Genomic DNA, 17,676 nt, shown 5'->3' on the forward strand with positions numbered 1-17,676 from the left:
ATTCGCACCGCTCTATCGCTCAAGCGCCGCAGACAGGACGCTGTGCAATAACACATTCGCGCCTTTCTCTGACCACTCCGGCAGGATCCTTTCCGCTTCGTTATGGCTGACGCCCTTCACGCAGGGGATAAAAATCATGCTGGCAGGGGCCACCTTACTGACGTAGCAGGTGTCGTGTCCGGCACCGGAGACCATCGATTTTGACGAATAGCCCAGCGCGGCGACGGCGTTTTCCGTACGGGCCAGACAGGCTTCGTTAAAGTCGATTGGCGCATAGTCGAAGATGCGCTCGACGTTGGCCGTCACGCCGCGTGCGGCCAGGTTTTTTGTCGCCACATGCAGCGCGGCTTCCATGGCTTCAAGTGCGTCCTGTGAAGGGTGGCGAAACTCCACGCTGCATTCCACTCGCGAAGGGACAACGTTACGCGAGTTCGGCGTAACCTGCGCCATGCCGATGGTCGCGCGTCCGTCCGGCGCAAATTGATACCCAATCTCCTCCACGTTCAGCGCCAGCCCGGCGAAGGCGATAACCGCATCGCGGCGGCTGTGCATCGGCGTCGTTCCCGCATGGGCGGCAAAACCGTCGAGCGTTACCGTAAACCAGCGCTGGCCCATGGCCGCCCGCACCAGCCCGATGTCGATCTCTTCCTCTTCGAGGATCGGCCCCTGCTCAATATGCAGCTCATAGCAGGCGTGAAGCGGAAATGCGCGGGCAGGGCGTTCGCCGCGATAGCCAATCGCTTCCAGCGCCTCGCGAACGGTTATCCGTTGGTTGTCCATCCTGGCGTATGCAAAGTCTTCCGTGAGCTGGCCTGCCCAGACGCCGGAGGCCAGCATCGCCGGGGCAAAGCGCGCGCCTTCTTCGTTGGTCCAGTTGACCAGCACGACGTCGCGCTCGGTTTCAATCGCGTTATCGTTCAGCGTGCGCAGCAGCTCCAGCCCGGCCAGCACGCCGTACACCCCGTCGTAGTTTCCGCCCAGCGGCTGGGTATCCAAATGGGAACCCGTCATGACTGGGGCAAGCTGCGGGTTTTTCCCCGCGCGACGGATAAACATATTGCCCATGCTGTCGATATCGCAGGTGAATCCTGCCTCCAGCGCCCAGTCGCGCAGGAGGTTGCGCGCAATACGATCTTCCTCGCTCAGTGCCAGACGGGTGACGCCACCGGCGGGGGTGCCGCCAATCTGCGCCATCATCTCTAGCGTTGACCACAGCCGTTCGGCGTTGACGCGGATCATGTCTTGTCCTTAGCGCTGCGGTAGCGGAAGTCACAACACGCACCGCCCTGCATGATGGTGGTCGTGCGGGTCAGCTTCACGTCCGGCGCATAGCCAACGATGAACTTTTCATCGCGCGCGCAGGAGAGAAGATGACCAATCTCGCCCAGCCCCATTTCATGATACATCTCCGCGTAGCGGCAGCGGGTCACGTTGTAGTTGTACTGCTGGTCGTCGGCGTCGAGCACCTTCACCTCCAGCGCGTTATCTTTCTCCCACAGATACTGAAGGGCGATAAAGCTCTTTACGTCCGCGCCGTTGGGCTCTTTGCTGGCAAACGCTTTGCCTGCGTCAATTGCCGCCTGCTCAATCGCCTCGCCGATGACCGCCTGGGCGCGGGTTTTCCCTATCTCGCGCACCAGGATTTCATAAATTGGCTTAATAATTTCTGCTTCAATTTTGCGGCGGGCGAGAATGCCCAGCTCGTTATTATCACTCATCACATTGCCCTCACTGCGTTACTTCGCTTTTGCGCCACCCAGCACGGTTTGCGGCAGCCATTTGCCCTCGACAACTTTGTAAACGGTGAACGACGGCGACTTCAGGTTGCCCTCTTTATCAAACGCAATTTGCCCGGTGACGCCGGAGTAGCTAATGCCGCGCAGGGCTGGCAGATACTCGGACGGATCGACGGAGTCTGCTTTTTCCATCGCCGCAACCAGCACGCGGGTGGCGTCATAGGCGAACGGCGCGTGCAGTTCGATATGGGTGTGGTAGCGGGACTGCCAGGCCTGCTCGAAAGCCTTTCCACCCGGCATCTGGTCGACGGGCAGACCCGGCTCCAGCGCGACCACGCCTTCGCCTTCTTTCTGCGCCAGCTTCAGGAACGTCTGGCTGACAAATCCGCCAGCGCCCATCAGCGTGGCGTTCATGCCCAGCTGTTTGATGCGGCGCGCCAGCGGTGCGGCCTGGCTGTCGACGCCGCCGAAGAAGATCAGATCGGCGTTTTTGCTGCGGATGGCGGTCAGTACCGCGCTGAAGTCAACCGTTTTGTCATCCACGTACTGACGGTCGACAATCTTCACGCCCTGCGCTTCAAGCGACTTTATAAACTGGTCCGCCAGGCCCTGACCGAAGGCGGTACGGTCGTCGATCACCGCAATGCGCCTGGCTTTCAGGGTATTCACCGCGTACTGACCGGCGAGCTGGCCGCCGTCGTCATCGTGGCCCATCACGCGGAAGCTGGTATCAAAACCCTGTTGCGTATAGGCATGACCGGTCGCGACCGGTGCGACCTGCGCGATGCCGGCATCGTGATAGACGCGGGCTGCCGGAATACTGGTGCCGGTGTTCCAGTGACCCACGACGCCCGCGACGCCGCTATCCACCAGACGCTGCGCGACGGCCACGGCGGTACGCGGGTCGGACTGATCGTCTTCTGACTGCAGTTTGAAGGTCACCGCTTTGCCGCCGATGGTCGGGTGCTGCTTGTTAATGTCGTCAATGGCCAGCTGCGCGCCGTTCTCCAGATCTTTACCGATACGGGCAGACGGGCCGGTGAGCGGGCCCGCCAGGCCGATAACCACGGTTTCGCCGTCAGCGGCCCATGTGGCCGTTGAGGCAAAACCGCTGAGCAGAATAGCGGCGCTGAGCGCACTGATTTTTACTGTTTTCATTGTATTTCCCTGATGTTGGCTGGTGTTGTTAAACGGGCATTTCGCCCAAATAAATCTGTGCAATCTGGTCGTCATTGAGCAGCGCTTTCGATTCCCCATGATGGATAATGCTGCCGCTGTCCATCACCCACGCGCTGTCGGTCACCTCCAGCGCGAGTCGGGCGTTTTGTTCGATGAGCAGAAGGGCGACGCCGCGCTCGCGCAGGCCGGCAATGACGGCAAAAATGTTCTCGACCATCTTCGGCGCAAGGCCCATTGAGGGTTCGTCGAGAATGAGCAGACGCGGCTGGCTGAGCAGGGCGCGGTTAAGGGCCAGCAGCTGTTGCTCGCCACCGGAAAGCAGGCCGGCAAGCTGATGCTGGCGTTCGCCCAGGCGCGGGAAGCGCTCGAAAATCTCATTCATCTCCCGCCTGACGGTGACAGCGTCACGCCTGAGCCAGGCGCCCATCTGCAGGTTTTCCAGTACCGTCATGCGAGAGAAGATCCCACGGCCTTCCGGGACCATCACCAGCCCGTCACGAAGCAGGGCTTCAGGCCTGTGCTTGCGTACCGCTTTTCCGTTGAATTCAATACGGCCGCTGAAGTTTTCCAGACCGGTAATGGCGCGCACGGTGGAGCTTTTCCCCGCGCCGTTAGCGCCAATCAGGGTAGCCTGTTCGCCCTCGCGTAGGGTAAAAGAGACATCGCGTACGGCCTGAATACCGCCGTAATGCACGTCCACACGTTCCACCTTCAGTAATTCAGACATTGGGCGTTGCCTCCAAGCCAGGCGGCGATCACTGCCGGGTCGCGACGTACGCTCTCCGGCGTGCCGCTGGCGAGCGTTTTGCCGTAATCCAGCACCGTCAGGCGATCGCAGATGCCCATCACCAGCTTGACGTCATGCTCAATCATCAGCAGGGTTTTACCGTCATCGCGAAGGCGGATAAGCAGCTCGCCGAGCGCCACTTTTTCCGCCGCGTTCATTCCGGCGGCGGGTTCGTCCAGCGCCAGCAGCAGCGGATCCGTTGCCAGCGCACGGGCAATTTCAAGTCGACGCTGATGACCGTAGGCCAGATCGCAGGCGCGATAGTGGGCGAACTTCGCAATCCCGGTGTACTCCAGCAGGTGCCAGGCCTGTTCGCGGGTCTGCTTTTCTTCCGCCCGGGCGCGTTTATGGCGGCTCAGCGCGGCCCACAGGCCGTTACGGGTGCGCACGTGGCGACCCACCATCACGTTTTCCAGCACCGACATGTCGTTAAAGAGGCGCACGTTCTGAAACGTGCGGGCAATCCCGGCTGCGGTCACTTTCTCAATGTGCTTTGGAAAATAGGGCCTGTCGGCAATCGAAAACTCGCCGCTGTCCGCCGGGTAAAGCCCGGTGATCAGATTAAAGCAGGTGGTTTTCCCCGCCCCGTTAGGGCCAATCAGGCCGTAGATCTCGCCCTTGTTTACGGTAATTGAAACGTCATCCACGGCGGTAAGGCCACCGAAGCGTTTTGACATGTTGCGAACGGTTAACAGGCTCATGCCTTCACCTCCTTGTGGCGCACCGGCCAGATCCCGGATGGGCGCACCAGCATGACCAGCACCAGCGCCAGGCCGTAGAACAGCTGGCGTAACACTTCCGGGTCAATCAGCACCGTGCCGAACAGCGCCTGCTGAACCGGGGCCGCCTGGCTGCGCAGCAGTTCCGGCAGGGCGGTAAGCAGTATTGCGCCGAGGATCACCCCCGGAATGTGTCCCATCCCGCCCAGCACCACCATCGCCAGCACGGCAATGGATTCCTGTAACGTGAAGGATTCCGGGGAGACGAAGCCCTGAAACGCGCCGAACAGAGCACCCGCCACGCCGCCAAAGGAGGCACCCATCGCAAAGGCCAGCAGCTTATAGTTGCGCACGTTGATGCCCATCGCGCGGGCCACATCCTCATCTTCACGGATGGCGTGCCAGGCGCGGCCAATGCGCGAGTGCTGCAGGCGCAGGCAGACAAAAATAATCGCCACAATCACCAGCATCAGCAGGTAGTACCACAGCCACAGTGCGGGCACCTTGAAGCCGAACCAGTGGTAGACGCCGCTGAACTTCAGGCCAAACAGATTCAGCGTATCCACCCCGGTAATGCCCTTTGCACCGTTGGTGATGTTGACCGGACGGTCGAGGTTGCGCATCAGGATGCGGATGATTTCGCCAAAGCCGAGGGTCACTATCGCCAGATAGTCCCCGCGCAGCTTCAGCGTCGGGGCACCCAGCAGAATGCCGCAGACAGCCGCCACCAGCGCGGCCAGCGGAATAATCAGCAGATAGGAGGTGTGCAGCCCGCCGGGGAACCAGACGCCGAGGATCGGAAACACCTCCAGCAGGTGTGGGGAGGCCATCAGCGCCGCGAGGTAGGCGCCCACCGCGTAAAACGCGATAAACCCCATATCCAGCAGGCCGGTATAGCCCACCACAATGTTGAGCCCCAGCGCCAGCATGATGTAGAGCAGAGCAAAGTCGATAACGCGCACCCAGTAGTTGCCGCCAAGCTGCGTGGCCACCACGGGCGCAACCAGCAGCGCGAGGCAGAACAGGATCATACCTGACCAGAATTTACGCGTCGCCGTCGGAATTTGTAGTTGAAGCGTTGTCATCATTTCCTCATGCCCTGTGCGCCACGCGCTCGCCCAGAAGTCCTGCCGGACGGAAGACCAGCACCAGAATCAGAACCATAAAGGCAAAGACGTCCTGATAGTTGCTGCCAAAGACGCCGTGGGTCAGTTCCCCCAGATAACCTGCGCCCAGCGCTTCAATTATGCCGAGCAGGATCCCGCCAATCATGGCGCCGCGAATGTTGCCAATTCCCCCCAGCACGGCGGCGGTAAAGGCTTTAATTCCCGGCAAAAAGCCCATCGAGAAGCTGGCGTTGCCGTAGTTGCTCGCCATCATGACGCCTGCCAGCGCGGCAAACACGCCGCCAATGGCGAACGTCAGCGTAATAATCGCGTTGGGGTTTACCCCCATCAGCGTGGCCACGCGCGGGTTTTCCGCCACGGCGCGCATGCCGCGGCCCAGGCGGGTGTATTCCACCAGCAGCCACAGCCCGATCATCACCGTCAGCGCCAGCGCCACGGTAACCATGCCGGTGACGGTCGCAATGGCAGGAGGATGCATGTCACTTCCTGACGTCACGGCGATCGGATCCATGGGCAGGATCTGCGGGAACATCAGCGGGTTGCGGGTCCAGATAATCATCGCCACGGTTTGCAGCAGGACCGAAACGCCAATACCCGAGATCAGCGGTGCCAGGCGCGGAGCGTTGCGCAGCCGACGGTAGGCAAAGCGCTCCACGGCCATCGCCAGCAGGGCGCAAACGGCCATGGCAATCACCAGGGCCACGCCAAGCTGCAGCAGCTGCGGCATGTGGGGGAAGGTGGCATTCAGGGCGTTAATGGCGGATAGCGTGGTGAGCGCGCCGACCATCAGAATATCGCCGTGAGCAAAGTTAATAATGCGCAAGATGCCATACACCATGGTATAGCCCAGCGCGATCAGCGCATAAATGCTTCCCAGCATTACGCCGTTGATCAGTTGTTGTATGAGTGTATCCAACGTCTGTACCCGCAAAGTGCTCTTTCTGCGGCTACCATCCGATAAATGAATTAAATTGTAAAATACACATATATTATTTCTTATGATAAACCCGTATTGCTTTATCTTTATGATTTATATAAACATAATAAAATTATGTTTTCTGGTAAAAAGCCTAAAGAAATCAACATATGAATAAAACAGAACAGTCGGCAGCGTTATCTGCGTATGCAGACAGTCGCCTGGCAAACGATCCGCCGCTTCGGGCTGTCCGTGCCTTTGAGGCCATCGCCCGCCTGGGCAGCGTGACGCTGGCCGCGCAGGAGCTGGATATTTCCCCGTCGGCCGTCAGTCATCAGCTCAAGGTGCTTGAAGGGTATCTGCAAATGCCGCTAACGGAGCGTCAGGGGCGCAGGCTGGCGCTGAGCCAGCATGGCCGTGAATATTACCGCTCGATCCGCGCGGCGTTTAACGTGCTGCGCCAGGCGACGGAGCATCTGGCAGAGCAGGCGCAAACGCGTCAGGTCACCATCAGCCTGATCCCGCTTTTTGGCATGGGGTGGTTTATCCCGCGTTTGCCCGCATTTATGCGCGCCAACCCGCAGACCGAGATCAACGTGGTGTATGCCAACCATCGTAACTATCTGAGCGACGCGTCGGACATGTCGATCCGTTTCGGCAACGGGCAGTGGGCGGGCTATCAGAGTGAAAAACTGATTTCCGGCAAGATGGTGCCGGTGTGCAGCCGGGCGTTTTTGCGCATTCATGGCCATATCGACACCCCGGAGCAGCTGCTGCAAATGCCGCTGCTGCACGATGAGGAGCGCACCACCTGGCCGCAGTGGTTTCAGCTGCAGGGGGAAAAACGTCCTCTCCGGCGCAGCGGCCCCCTGTTTGAAGACGGGCTGTTGACGCTGGCGGGCGTGCAGGCGGGGCTGGGCTGCGCGCTGATGCGTGAGCCGCTGATTGCGCCTTATCTGGAGAGCGGCGAGCTGGTGAAGATATTTGACTTACCCATAGACGACGGGCGCGACTATTACCTCTGCGTGCGTTCAGATTCAGAAATGACCGAGGACGGCAAGCTGCTGCAAAGCTGGCTGCGTCGGGCTGCGAGCGTTGAACCGTCTACGACGTAAGCAGGCAGTGCTTATCCAGCGCTTCAATTTCCGATCCGCTGTAGCGCGCGTATTGCCCGGTCAGGCCAAAAAACGCGGGCTGGGTTTCGGTGTAGATTTCTGCGGCAAGCACCAGTCGGCGTCGTTCGTCCTCGCTCATCTCAAGCAGCGTCCAGGGAATGAAATAGCGCGATGTTGAGGTCAGTTTGAACCACAGCGGGCAGCCGCAGCCTGGACAGAACCAGCGTTCGCCGCGCGCGGATGACGCAAAATGAGACGGGGCAATGGAGTCTTGCTCCACAAGCGGCGCGCCCTGCGTCTCAAGATACATGGCAATGCCGCCTGACCACTTCTGGCATTGCGTACAGTGACAGGCGTATACGTCAAAATTGTTGAGGCTCGCGCTGAACTGACTCATTCCGCACAGGCAGCGTCCTTTGAACAGGTGCATGGCGTTCTCCTTTTTGACGCCAGAAATCCGTATAAAAAAAGCCAGCCACATGGGCTGGCTTCTTAGCGTGACAAATCTTAGAACTGGTAGGTCAGGCCGACAGCAACGATGTTGTCGGTAGCAACGCCAGTTGCTTTGGTGAAGCTGTTGTCGTCAACCAGGTTGATTTTGTAATCAACATAGGTAGACATGTTTTTGTTGAAGTAGTAGCTCGCGCCAACGTCAATGTATTCAACCAGATCCTGGTCGCCGTATGAACCCAGGTCTTTACCTTTGGATTTCAGGTAAGCGATGGATGGACGCAGGCCGAAGTCGAACTGGTACTGAGCAACAACTTCGAAGTTCTGAGCTCTGTTCGCGATATAACCGTCACCGAAGTTGGTCATGTTGCGGGTTTCAGAGTAGGTGGTTGCCAGGTAGATGTTGTTCGCATCGTATTTCAGGCCAGCAGCCCATACTTCTGCATTCTCACCGCCAGCGTTAACGGTATTGGCTACGCGACCTGCAGCAACCTGACGGTCAGTACGGTCAGATTTCGCGTAGGTGGCACCGACAGCGAAGCCGTCCATTTCATAGGTAGAAGACAGACCCCAGCCGTCACCGTTCGCTTCGGTGATGTCGCGGTTGTCATTTTTACCCTGGTACTGAGCAGCGAAGTTCAGACCGTCAACCAGACCGAAGAAGTCGGTGTTACGGTAGGTCGCAACGCCAGTCGTACGGCCAGTCATAAAGCCATCGGTCTGAGTCCAGGTATCACCACCGAACTCTGGCAGAACGTCAGTCCATGCGCCGATGTCGTAAGCAACACCGTAGTTACGACCGTAGTCGAAAGAACCGAATTCGTTGAATTTCAGACCCGCGAAGGCCAGACGCGTTTTGCTGCCGTCAGTGCCCTGGGATTCGGAACGGTTGCCTTTGAACTCATATTCCCACTGGCCGTAACCGGTCAGCTGATCGTTGATCTGAGTTTCGCCTTTGAAGCCCAGACGAACGTAGGTTTTGTCGCCGTCGTTGCCAGCGTCATCAGAGAAATAGTGCAGACCTGTTACTTTACCGTACAGATCCAGCTTGTTACCGTCTTTGTTATAAATTTCAGCCGCGTTTACAACGCCTGCCGCCAACATGGAAGTCACTGCCACTGCAACTAATTTAAGTTTCATCTTAAATATTCCTTATAATTTTCTTAGGTATTTCCTGAGCCACTTTGAACGAGTTTTAAACGAGGCCGCTCGTCAATGGCACGTTATTTTTAAAAATCTTGTAGTCCTCTTTCAATAATAAGTTTCAAATTATTAATAATAATTTCATTTAGTGTGATCGAGATCGGATAAATGGCCGGGAAATAGCCCGAAGTGATGCGTATTTGATCGGTTTTTGGTGGGATTTATTTTGGTTGATATAGTTTCGCCGGGTTTTTATAAAATACGTTAATTATCGGCAATGCCGTTCTTTTTGGTGGGGTGGTATAGTGAATTTAACCCTGTACGGCGGTTTACCGCCCTTAATTGCACGGAAATTCCGTTGTTTAATGAGAAACACACAGAAACATACTATTGCACTTTGTGCTATTAACGCTGTGAGTATTTGACGGCGATTAATCACCTTGCGGTGTCAGTTTATGTCAATATTAAAAGACGAAACGTTACGCAAGGACGATAATATAAACAGAACCTAAACGTGCGCTCAAATATTAAATTTATGTTAATTTTTTGCTGTCGGGATGAATATTTCCCGACAGCAGAACCGGAATTATTTCCGCGTGGCGTACCAGCAGAGCAACGACCCGGCGCAGACCATCAGCGCGCCTTGCCAGAACGAGAAAGAGAGGGGGGAGCTCAGCAGCGCGGCGGCAAGCGCGGCGGAGAGGACGGGAGTAAAATAGGACACGGCGGCCAGCACCGTGACGTTACCGTGCAGAATGCCAACGTTCCAGGCGGCGTAACCCAACCCAAGCGCCACGCCACACATAACGAGTTTCACGACAACCGGAACGCTGAAGACCATTTCCGGCTGATCGCTCAAGGCATATTTCATCCACAGGCTAAGCGCGGTCAGCAAAACAAACAGGGTTATGCCGTTTTGCCCGTTAGCAAATTTACGGGTTACCGTGCAGTAGGCCGCCCAGATAAATGCTCCGGCAAAAGCCAGCGCATAGCTGAGCGGATTCGATACAATATTGCGGATTATTTCATCAGGATGTAATCCTTGCTCACCGCCTAATACCCAACATACCCCGAGCAGCGCGAGGACAAGACCGGGGATGACCCACAGCGTTGATTTCTGTCCGTTGAACAAAATAGCAAAGACGATCGTCAGGCTCGGCCAGAGATAATTGACCATCCCTACTTCAATGGCCTGCGCGCGCGTGGCGGCATAGCCTAACGACAGGGCGAGGCAAATTTCGTAACTGACAAACAGCACGCTGCCTGCAATAAGATACCTGGGGGAAAAACCTTTAATATCAGGAAATCCTACCGTCACCAGACACAATAATCCGCTGAGGGTGTATATCATCGCCGCACCGCCGACGGGCCCCAGTCCCTCACTCACGCTGCGAATCAGGCCCACCATTGTGCTCCACAACAGAATCGCTGCCAGCCCGATAAGCGTTGCTCTCTTTCTGTCCATTACGTCTTCATCGCTAAAAAAATCAAAGGAAAAAGATATAGCATTAATCCAGACGGCGTTGCGAATTATTCTCGCATGTGCTTAACCCTAAAGGAGTATTTCAAGGCGCGAGCGATGACAATTAAGAGGGCGAAGTCGCGCGACCTTGATTTGACGCAAAAAAAACAGGGGCTTTGCTGTTAGTTTGCGGCGCGAAGTCTTATTTGATAACGAGGACAACAATGGACGTCAGCCGCAGACAATTTTTTAAAATCTGCGCGGGCGGTATGGCCGGAACAACAGCCGCGATGCTGGGATTTGCTCCCAAAATGGCGCTGGCTCAGGCACGCAACTTTAAGCTGCTGCGCGCGAAAGAGATCCGTAACACCTGCACATACTGCTCCGTAGGTTGTGGGCTTTTGATGTACAGCCTGGGCGATGGCGCGAAGAACGCCAGAGAAGCGATTTATCATATTGAAGGGGATCCGGATCATCCGGTGAGCCGCGGGGCGCTGTGCCCCAAAGGGGCGGGGCTGCTGGACTACGTTCACAGCGAAAACCGCCTGCGCTACCCGGAATACCGCGCGCCGGGTTCGGACAAATGGCAGCGTATTTCCTGGGATGAGGCCTTCTCGCGCATTGCGAAATTAATGAAAGCCGACCGCGACGCCAACTTTATTGAAAAGAACGCGCAGGGCGTGACGGTCAACCGCTGGCTTTCCACCGGTATGCTATGCGCTTCTGCGGCGAGTAACGAAACCGGCATGCTGACGCAAAAGTTTGTGCGATCTCTCGGCATGCTGGCGGTAGACAACCAGGCGCGCGTCTGACACGGACCAACGGTAGCAAGTCTTGCTCCAACATTTGGTCGCGGTGCGATGACCAACCACTGGGTTGATATCAAAAACGCTAACGTCGTGGTGGTGATGGGCGGAAACGCCGCTGAAGCCCATCCGGTGGGGTTCCGCTGGGCGATGGAAGCGAAGAACAACAACGACGCAACGCTTATCGTCGTCGATCCGCGCTTTACGCGCACGGCATCGGTGGCGGATATCTATGCGCCGATCCGTTCCGGTACGGACATTACGTTCCTGTCCGGGGTACTGCTGTACCTGATCGAAAACAACAAAATTAACGCGGAATACGTTAAGCACTACACCAATGCGAACCTGCTGGTGCGGGATGATTTTGCCTTCGATGACGGGCTGTTCAGCGGCTATGACGCGGAAAAACGCCAGTACGACAAAACGTCATGGAACTATCAGTTCGATGAAAACGGCTATGCGATGCGTGACGAAACCCTGACGCACCCGCGCTGCGTGTGGAACCTGCTGAAGCAGCACGTTTCCCGCTATACGCCCGAGGTGGTGGAGAACATCTGCGGCACGCCAAAAGCGGACTTCCTGAAGGTGTGCGAAGTGCTGGCTTCCACCAGCGCGGCAGACAGAACCACGACCTTCCTGTATGCGCTGGGCTGGACGCAGCACACCGTGGGCGCGCAGAACATCCGCACCATGGCGATGATCCAGCTGCTGCTCGGCAACATGGGCATGGCGGGGGGCGGCGTCAACGCGCTGCGCGGTCACTCCAATATTCAGGGGCTGACCGACCTCGGCCTGCTCTCCACCAGCCTGCCGGGCTACCTGACGCTGCCGTCCGAAAAGCAGGCGGATCTGCAAACGTATCTTGAGGCCAACACGCCAAAAGCGACGCTGCCGGATCAGGTGAACTACTGGAGCAACTATCCGAAGTTCTACGTCAGCCTGATGAAATCCTTCTACGGCGACGCGGCGCAGAAGGAGAACGACTGGGGCTTCGAGTGGCTGCCGAAGTGGGACCAGGCCTATGACGTCATTAAGTATTTCAACATGATGGATAAGGGCAACGTTACGGGCTATATCTGCCAGGGCTTTAACCCGGTGGCCTCCTTCCCGGACAAGAACAAAGTCGTGCGCAGCCTCAGCAAGCTGAAGTACATGGTCGTTATCGATCCGCTGGTGACCGAAACCTCCACCTTCTGGCAGAACCACGGTGAAGCGAACGATGTCGATCCGGCGTCGATTCAGACAGAGGTGTTCCGCCTGCCGTCTACCTGCTTTGCGGAAGAGGACGGCTCCATTGCTAACTCCGGCCGCTGGCTGCAGTGGCACTGGAAGGGCCAGGACGCGCCGGGCGAAGCGCGTAACGACGGTGAAATTCTGGCGGGCATTTACCATCGCCTGCGCGAGATGTACCGCACCGAGGGCGGCAAGGGCGCCGAGCCGCTGCTGAAGATGAGCTGGCACTACAAGCAGCCGGATCGCCCTGAGTCAGAGGAAGTGGCGAAAGAGAACAACGGCGTGGCGCTGGCGGATCTGTATGACGCCAACGGTAACCTGCTGGCGAAGAAAGGCCAGCTGCTGAACAGCTTCGCGCTGCTGCGCGATGACGGCACGACGGCATCGTCCTGCTGGATTTACGCCGGCAGCTGGACGGAGCAGGGCAACCAGATGGCAAACCGCGATAACGCCGACCCGTCCGGGTTGGGCAACACGCTGGGCTGGGCCTGGGCGTGGCCGCTGAACCGTCGCGTGCTCTACAACCGCGCGTCTGCAGACGTGAACGGCAAGCCGTGGGATCCGAAGCGCATGCTGATCCAGTGGAACGGGGCGAAGTGGACGGGGAACGATATCCCGGACTACAGCACCGCCGCGCCGGGCAGCAGCACCGGGCCGTTCATCATGCAGCCGGAAGGGCTGGGCCGCCTGTTTGCGCTCAACAAGCTGGCGGAAGGGCCGTTCCCGGAACATTACGAGCCGATGGAAACGCCGCTCGGCACCAACCCCCTGCACCCGAACGTGGTCTCCAGCCCGGTGGTGCGGATCTACGAAGATGACGTATTGCGCTTAGGCAAAAAGGACAAGTTCCCGTACGTGGGGACGACCTATCGCCTGACCGAGCATTTCCATACCTGGACCAAGCACGCGCGGCTTAACGCCATCGCCCAGCCGGAACAGTTTGTGGAGATCAGCGAAACGCTGGCGAAGGCGAAAGGCATTGCCAACGGCGACCGCGTGAAGGTGAGCAGCAAGCGCGGCTTTATTCGCGCGGTGGCGGTGGTGACCCGTCGTCTTCAGTCGCTGAACGTTCACGGCCAGCAGGTGGAAACCGTGGGCATCCCGCTGCACTGGGGCTTTGAGGGCGTGGCGCAGAAAGGCTACATCGCCAACACCCTGACGCCAAACGTCGGCGATTCCAACTCGCAAACGCCGGAGTACAAGGCGTTTCTGGTCAACATCGAGAAAGCGTAAGGAGCGATTAAATGGCGATGGAAACACAAGACATTATTAAGCGCTCCGCGACCAACCCGATTACCCCCGCGCCCCGCGCGCGGGATTATAAGGCAGAAGTCGCCAAGCTTATCGACGTCTCCTCCTGCGTGGGCTGCAAGGCCTGCCAGGTGGCCTGTTCCGAGTGGAACGATATCCGCGACGAGGTGGGGCACTGCGTCGGGGTCTACGATAACCCGGCGGATCTGAGCGCCAGGTCATGGACGGTGATGCGCTTTAGCGAAACCGACCAGAACGGCAGGCTAGAGTGGCTGATCCGTAAAGACGGCTGCATGCACTGCGAGGATCCGGGCTGTCTGAAGGCGTGCCCGTCCGCCGGAGCGATTATTCAGTACGCCAACGGGATCGTCGACTTCCAGCAGGATAACTGTATCGGCTGCGGCTACTGCATCGCGGGCTGTCCGTTTAATATCCCGCGCCTCAATAAAGAGGATAACCGGGTATACAAATGCACCCTGTGCGTGGACCGCGTCAGCGTCGGGCAGGAACCCGCCTGCGTCAAGACCTGTCCCACCGGGGCGATCCACTTCGGCACGAAAAAAGAGATGCTGGACGTTGCGCAGGAACGCGTCGACAAGCTCAAGGCGCGCGGCTACGAGAGGGCGGGTATTTATAACCCGCAGGGCGTGGGCGGCACGCACGTGATGTACGTGCTGCACCACAACGACCAGCCGGAGCTGTACCACAATCTGCCGAAAGATCCGGCGATCGATACCTCGATCAACCTGTGGAAAGGGGCGCTCAAGCCGCTCTCAGCGGCGGGCTTTATCGCCACCTTTGCCGGGCTGATTTATCACTACATTGGTATCGGGCCAAATAAAGAGGTGGATGACGAGGAGGAGGAGCATCATGAGTAAGTCGAAAATGATTGTGCGCACGAAGTTTGTTGACCGCGCATGTCACTGGACGGTGGTCATCTGCTTCTTCCTGGTGGCGGTCTCCGGCATCTCGTTCTTCTTCCCGACGCTGCAGTGGTTAACCGAAACCTTCGGCACCCCGCAGATGGGGCGCATTCTGCACCCGTTCTTCGGCGTGCTGATTTTCGTGGTGCTGATGTTCATGTTCGCGCGCTTCGTTCATCACAACATCCCGGACAGGCAGGACATTCCGTGGGTAAAAGGGATCGTTGAAGTCCTGAAGGGCAACGAGCATAAAGTCGCAAAGGTGGGCAAATACAACGCCGGGCAGAAGATGATGTTCTGGACCATCATGAGCATGATTTTTGTGCTGCTGGTGACGGGCGTCATTATCTGGCGTCCGTATTTTGCGCACTATTTCCCTATACAGGTGATTCGCTACGCGCTGCTGATCCACGCCACGTCGGCCATTATTCTGATCCACGCCATCCTGATCCATATGTATATGGCGTTCTGGGTGAAGGGGTCGATTAAAGGGATGATTGAAGGGAAGGTGAGCCGCCGCTGGGCGCAGAAACACCATCCCCGCTGGTATCGGGATGTGGAACGGCTGGAAGCGAAACAGGAAAGTACGGAAGGAATGAAGTAAACCCTGCGCCGTCGGCTTTGCCCGGCGGCGCTGCGCTTGCGCGGGCCTACTCCTGCTATATCAGAACCGCTCCTCCACATAACGGAACGGATATTTTGTGGGTTTAACTTTACCAATTTTGCGTTTCGGTAAATCCACCTTTTCAACGTGTATTTCTTTATACGGAATTTGGGTTAGCAGGTGCGAAATAATATTCAGGCGCACGCGCTTTTTATCTTCAGAACGCGCGACAAACCACGGTGCCCAGGCGGTATCGGTGGCTTCAAACATGGCGTCGCGTGCGCGAGTATATTCATCCCACAGGTTAAAGGATTTAATATCCATCGGCGAGAGCTTCCATATTTTACGGCCGTCGTTAATACGATCGCGTAAACGCCGTTCCTGTTCTTTCGGCGTTACCTCCAGCCAGTACTTCAGCAGGATAATGCCGGCATCGACCATCGCTTTTTCCATGACCGGCGCGCCGTCCAAAAATTTCTCTGCCTGCTCCTCCGTGCAGAACCCCATCACCCGCTCCACGCCCGCGCGGTTATACCAGCTGCGATCGAATATCACGATCTCGCCTGCCGAGGGCAGGTGCGGCACATAGCGCTGGAAGTAGAGCTGGCTTTTTTCTTTTTCAGTCGGGGCAGGGAGCGCAACCACTCGAAACACGCGAGGACTAACGCGCTCGGTGATCGCTTTAATGGTACCGCCTTTACCGGCGCCGTCGCGTCCTTCAAAAACAATACACACCTTGAGTCCTTTGGCGACGACCCACTGCTGGAGTTTAACCAGTTCAACGTGCAGGCGACGTAGCTCTTGTTCATACTCTTTGGTCTTTAACGGCGCATTCTTTTCGACATCAACAGCGACACTGATTTTCTTTTTGCTTCCCATGATTGTCATCCTCAGGTTGTCCGGCGCGGGAAAAGCGAGGCCGCACTATGAAGTGTAATCCACCTGAATTAATGGATTAACCTGTCAGCCAGCTGATTTGAACTGGCTCACCATACAAGATTATTCAATAATGCCCGTTGCGAGTGATTAACCCGTGGTTGAGGCATGAAAAAGACAATATTTTCGTTGGCGCTGGGCACATTTGGCCTCGGCATGGCCGAATTTGGCATTATGGGCGTGCTCACCGAGCTGGCGCGTGACGCCGGTATTTCGATTCCCGCCGCCGGGAATATGATCTCGTTTTATGCGTTCGGCGTGGTGATTGGCGCCCCCATCGTGGCGCTGTTCTCCGGTAAGTTCTCGTTAAAAACGACGCTGCTGTTTCTGGTCGCCATGTGCGCGGTTGGGAACGCCCTGTTTACGTTTTCAACATCGTATTTCTGGCTGGCGATGGGGCGGCTGATTTCCGGTTTTCCGCACGGGGCCATTTTTGGCGTCGGGGCGATTATCCTGTCTAAAATTGCGCCACCGGGGAAGGTGACCGTTGCGGTGGCAGGCATGATCGCCGGGATGACCGTGGCCAACCTGGTGGGCGTTCCGCTGGGCACCTGGCTGGGGCACCAGTTTAGCTGGCGTTATACCTTTTTCCTGATAGCCGTGTTCGATGCGCTGGTGATCCTCTCGGTTCTGCTCTGGGTGCCGGACATCCGCGACACATCAGAAATCAAATTGACCGAGCAATTCCACTTTTTGAAGAAACCGGAGCCCTGGCTGATTTTTGCTGCCACCATGTTTGGCAACGCCGGCGTGTTCGCCTGGTTCAGCTTCGTTAAGCCGTTTATGGTTAACGTTTCCGGTTTTTCGGAAGGGGTGATGACCGCCATCATGATGCTGATGGGCCTCGGCATGGTGTTGGGCAATATGTTGAGCGGCAAACTCTCGGGACGCTTTAGCCCGCTGCGCATAGCGGCCACCACCGACATGGTGATTGTCGCCTCGCTGCTGCTGCTTTTCGCCTTTGGCGGACTGAAAACGGCCTCGCTGGTCATGGGCTTTATCTGCTGTGCCGGGCTGTTCGCGCTCTCTGCGCCGCTGCAAATCCTGCTGCTGCAAAATGCGAAGGGCGGTGAGATGCTGGGGGCGGCCGGGGGGCAGATGGCGTTTAATCTCGGCAGTGCCATTGGCGCGTACTTTGGCGGGATGATGATTACCCTCGGCTTTAGCTGGCGCTACGTCACGCTGCCTGCGGCGATACTCTCGTTCTCGGCCATGAGCGCGCTGCTGATCTACGGTTACCTGCGCGCCCGACGGGCCCAGGCTAACGCTCGCGCGCTAGCCTGATTTCA

At 57.4% G+C, this 17,676-nt stretch carries 16 protein-coding genes; 5 read left to right on the plus strand and 11 right to left on the minus strand.

Annotated features, from left to right (window positions below; translation table 11 throughout):
• Positions 1-12 precede the first annotated feature (12 nt).
• From L6R44_RS02365 to L6R44_RS02395, 7 genes are read right to left on the minus strand one after another with little or no spacing between them, the layout of a single operon-like run.
• A complete protein-coding gene (locus L6R44_RS02365) occupies positions 13-1,239 on the minus strand; it encodes a Zn-dependent hydrolase (protein WP_237423110.1) in 1,227 nt (408 codons plus the stop codon).
• Entirely contained in the window at positions 1,236-1,718 is a 483-nt protein-coding gene (locus L6R44_RS02370; RefSeq protein WP_032640754.1) for an L-2-amino-thiazoline-4-carboxylic acid hydrolase, read from the minus strand. Before L6R44_RS02370 ends, L6R44_RS02365 begins: the two co-directional genes overlap by 4 nt.
• An 18-nt stretch (positions 1,719-1,736) precedes the next feature.
• Entirely contained in the window at positions 1,737-2,894 is a 1,158-nt protein-coding gene (locus L6R44_RS02375; protein ID WP_237423111.1) for a branched-chain amino acid ABC transporter substrate-binding protein, read from the minus strand.
• 28 nt (positions 2,895-2,922) lie between these two features.
• Positions 2,923-3,642, minus strand: coding sequence for an ABC transporter ATP-binding protein (locus tag L6R44_RS02380; protein WP_237423112.1), 720 nt, complete (start codon positions 3,640-3,642; stop codon positions 2,923-2,925).
• Entirely contained in the window at positions 3,627-4,403 is a 777-nt protein-coding gene (locus L6R44_RS02385; RefSeq protein WP_237423113.1) for an ABC transporter ATP-binding protein, read from the minus strand. The genes L6R44_RS02380 and L6R44_RS02385 overlap by 16 nt, the downstream gene beginning before the upstream one ends.
• Entirely contained in the window at positions 4,400-5,506 is a 1,107-nt protein-coding gene (locus L6R44_RS02390; protein WP_032640746.1) for a branched-chain amino acid ABC transporter permease, read from the minus strand. The genes L6R44_RS02385 and L6R44_RS02390 overlap by 4 nt, the downstream gene beginning before the upstream one ends.
• 7 nt (positions 5,507-5,513) lie before the next feature.
• Positions 5,514-6,464, minus strand: a complete 951-nt coding sequence (locus tag L6R44_RS02395) for a branched-chain amino acid ABC transporter permease (RefSeq protein WP_237423114.1) — start codon at positions 6,462-6,464, stop codon at positions 5,514-5,516.
• A gap of 170 nt (positions 6,465-6,634) precedes the next feature.
• Here L6R44_RS02395 and L6R44_RS02400 point away from each other — a divergent pair, with 170 nt between their 5' ends.
• On the plus strand, positions 6,635-7,579 hold the full coding sequence (locus L6R44_RS02400) for a LysR substrate-binding domain-containing protein (RefSeq protein WP_032640741.1): 945 nt from the start codon (positions 6,635-6,637) through the stop codon (positions 7,577-7,579).
• Here the strand turns inward: L6R44_RS02400 and L6R44_RS02405 are convergent.
• The 3 genes from L6R44_RS02405 to yddG all read right to left on the minus strand — a co-directional run bounded on the left by L6R44_RS02405 (position 7,569) and on the right by yddG (position 10,637).
• Positions 7,569-8,009 (minus strand): GFA family protein, encoded by a 441-nt coding sequence (locus tag L6R44_RS02405; protein WP_237423115.1) that lies wholly within the window; start codon positions 8,007-8,009, stop codon positions 7,569-7,571. The genes L6R44_RS02400 and L6R44_RS02405 overlap by 11 nt on opposite strands.
• A gap of 77 nt (positions 8,010-8,086) precedes the next feature.
• A complete protein-coding gene (ompC, locus tag L6R44_RS02410; RefSeq protein ID WP_032640739.1) occupies positions 8,087-9,169 on the minus strand; it encodes a porin OmpC in 1,083 nt (360 codons plus the stop codon).
• A gap of 589 nt (positions 9,170-9,758) precedes the next feature.
• Positions 9,759-10,637: an aromatic amino acid DMT transporter YddG gene (gene yddG, locus L6R44_RS02415; protein WP_237423116.1), complete on the minus strand. Its 879-nt coding sequence runs from the start codon at positions 10,635-10,637 to the stop codon at positions 9,759-9,761.
• Between the two features lie 221 nt (positions 10,638-10,858).
• On the opposite strand from yddG, the gene fdnG reads away from it, so the two are divergent.
• The 3 genes from fdnG to fdnI are packed head-to-tail and all read left to right on the plus strand — an operon-like array spanning position 10,859 to position 15,451.
• Positions 10,859-13,906, plus strand: a complete 3,048-nt coding sequence (gene fdnG / locus L6R44_RS02420; RefSeq protein ID WP_100249851.1) for a formate dehydrogenase-N subunit alpha — start codon at positions 10,859-10,861, stop codon at positions 13,904-13,906.
• An 11-nt stretch (positions 13,907-13,917) separates the two neighbouring features.
• Positions 13,918-14,802 carry a formate dehydrogenase subunit beta gene (gene fdxH, locus L6R44_RS02425; protein ID WP_032640729.1) on the plus strand — a complete coding sequence of 295 codons (885 nt, stop codon included), beginning with the start codon at positions 13,918-13,920 and terminating at the stop codon, positions 14,800-14,802.
• Entirely contained in the window at positions 14,795-15,451 is a 657-nt protein-coding gene (gene fdnI, locus L6R44_RS02430; RefSeq protein ID WP_237423117.1) for a formate dehydrogenase-N subunit gamma, read from the plus strand. Before fdxH ends, fdnI begins: the two co-directional genes overlap by 8 nt.
• A gap of 60 nt (positions 15,452-15,511) precedes the next feature.
• Here fdnI and ppk2 read toward each other — a convergent pair whose 3' ends face one another.
• Positions 15,512-16,330 carry a polyphosphate kinase 2 gene (gene ppk2 / locus L6R44_RS02435; RefSeq protein WP_237423118.1) on the minus strand — a complete coding sequence of 273 codons (819 nt, stop codon included), beginning with the start codon at positions 16,328-16,330 and terminating at the stop codon, positions 15,512-15,514.
• A gap of 165 nt (positions 16,331-16,495) precedes the next feature.
• On the opposite strand from ppk2, the gene araJ reads away from it, so the two are divergent.
• A complete protein-coding gene (gene araJ / locus L6R44_RS02440; RefSeq protein WP_032640721.1) occupies positions 16,496-17,671 on the plus strand; it encodes an MFS transporter AraJ in 1,176 nt (391 codons plus the stop codon).
• Positions 17,672-17,676: the final 5 nt, after the last annotated feature.

It is taken from the genome of Enterobacter cloacae complex sp. ECC445 (assembly GCF_021892025.1).
Lineage (GTDB): Bacteria > Pseudomonadota > Gammaproteobacteria > Enterobacterales > Enterobacteriaceae > Enterobacter > Enterobacter chengduensis.

Bases quoted from the DNA above. Each gene is read 5' to 3' on its own strand.
- L6R44_RS02365 (WP_237423110.1), bottom strand. From the start codon at position 1,239: ATGATCCGCGTCAACGCCGAACGGCTGTGGTCAACGCTAGAGATGATG.
- L6R44_RS02370 (WP_032640754.1), bottom strand. From the start codon at position 1,718: ATGAGTGATAATAACGAGCTGGGCATTCTCGCCCGCCGCAAAATTGAA.
- L6R44_RS02375 (WP_237423111.1), bottom strand. From the start codon at position 2,894: ATGAAAACAGTAAAAATCAGTGCGCTCAGCGCCGCTATTCTGCTCAGC.
- L6R44_RS02380 (WP_237423112.1), bottom strand. From the start codon at position 3,642: ATGTCTGAATTACTGAAGGTGGAACGTGTGGACGTGCATTACGGCGGT.
- L6R44_RS02385 (WP_237423113.1), bottom strand. From the start codon at position 4,403: ATGAGCCTGTTAACCGTTCGCAACATGTCAAAACGCTTCGGTGGCCTT.
- L6R44_RS02390 (WP_032640746.1), bottom strand. From the start codon at position 5,506: ATGACAACGCTTCAACTACAAATTCCGACGGCGACGCGTAAATTCTGG.
- L6R44_RS02400 (WP_032640741.1), top strand. From the start codon at position 6,635: ATGAATAAAACAGAACAGTCGGCAGCGTTATCTGCGTATGCAGACAGT.
- L6R44_RS02405 (WP_237423115.1), bottom strand. From the start codon at position 8,009: ATGCACCTGTTCAAAGGACGCTGCCTGTGCGGAATGAGTCAGTTCAGC.
- ompC (WP_032640739.1), bottom strand. From the start codon at position 9,169: ATGAAACTTAAATTAGTTGCAGTGGCAGTGACTTCCATGTTGGCGGCA.
- yddG (WP_237423116.1), bottom strand. From the start codon at position 10,637: ATGGACAGAAAGAGAGCAACGCTTATCGGGCTGGCAGCGATTCTGTTG.
- fdxH (WP_032640729.1), top strand. From the start codon at position 13,918: ATGGCGATGGAAACACAAGACATTATTAAGCGCTCCGCGACCAACCCG.
- fdnI (WP_237423117.1), top strand. From the start codon at position 14,795: ATGAGTAAGTCGAAAATGATTGTGCGCACGAAGTTTGTTGACCGCGCA.
- ppk2 (WP_237423118.1), bottom strand. From the start codon at position 16,330: ATGGGAAGCAAAAAGAAAATCAGTGTCGCTGTTGATGTCGAAAAGAAT.
- araJ (WP_032640721.1), top strand. From the start codon at position 16,496: ATGAAAAAGACAATATTTTCGTTGGCGCTGGGCACATTTGGCCTCGGC.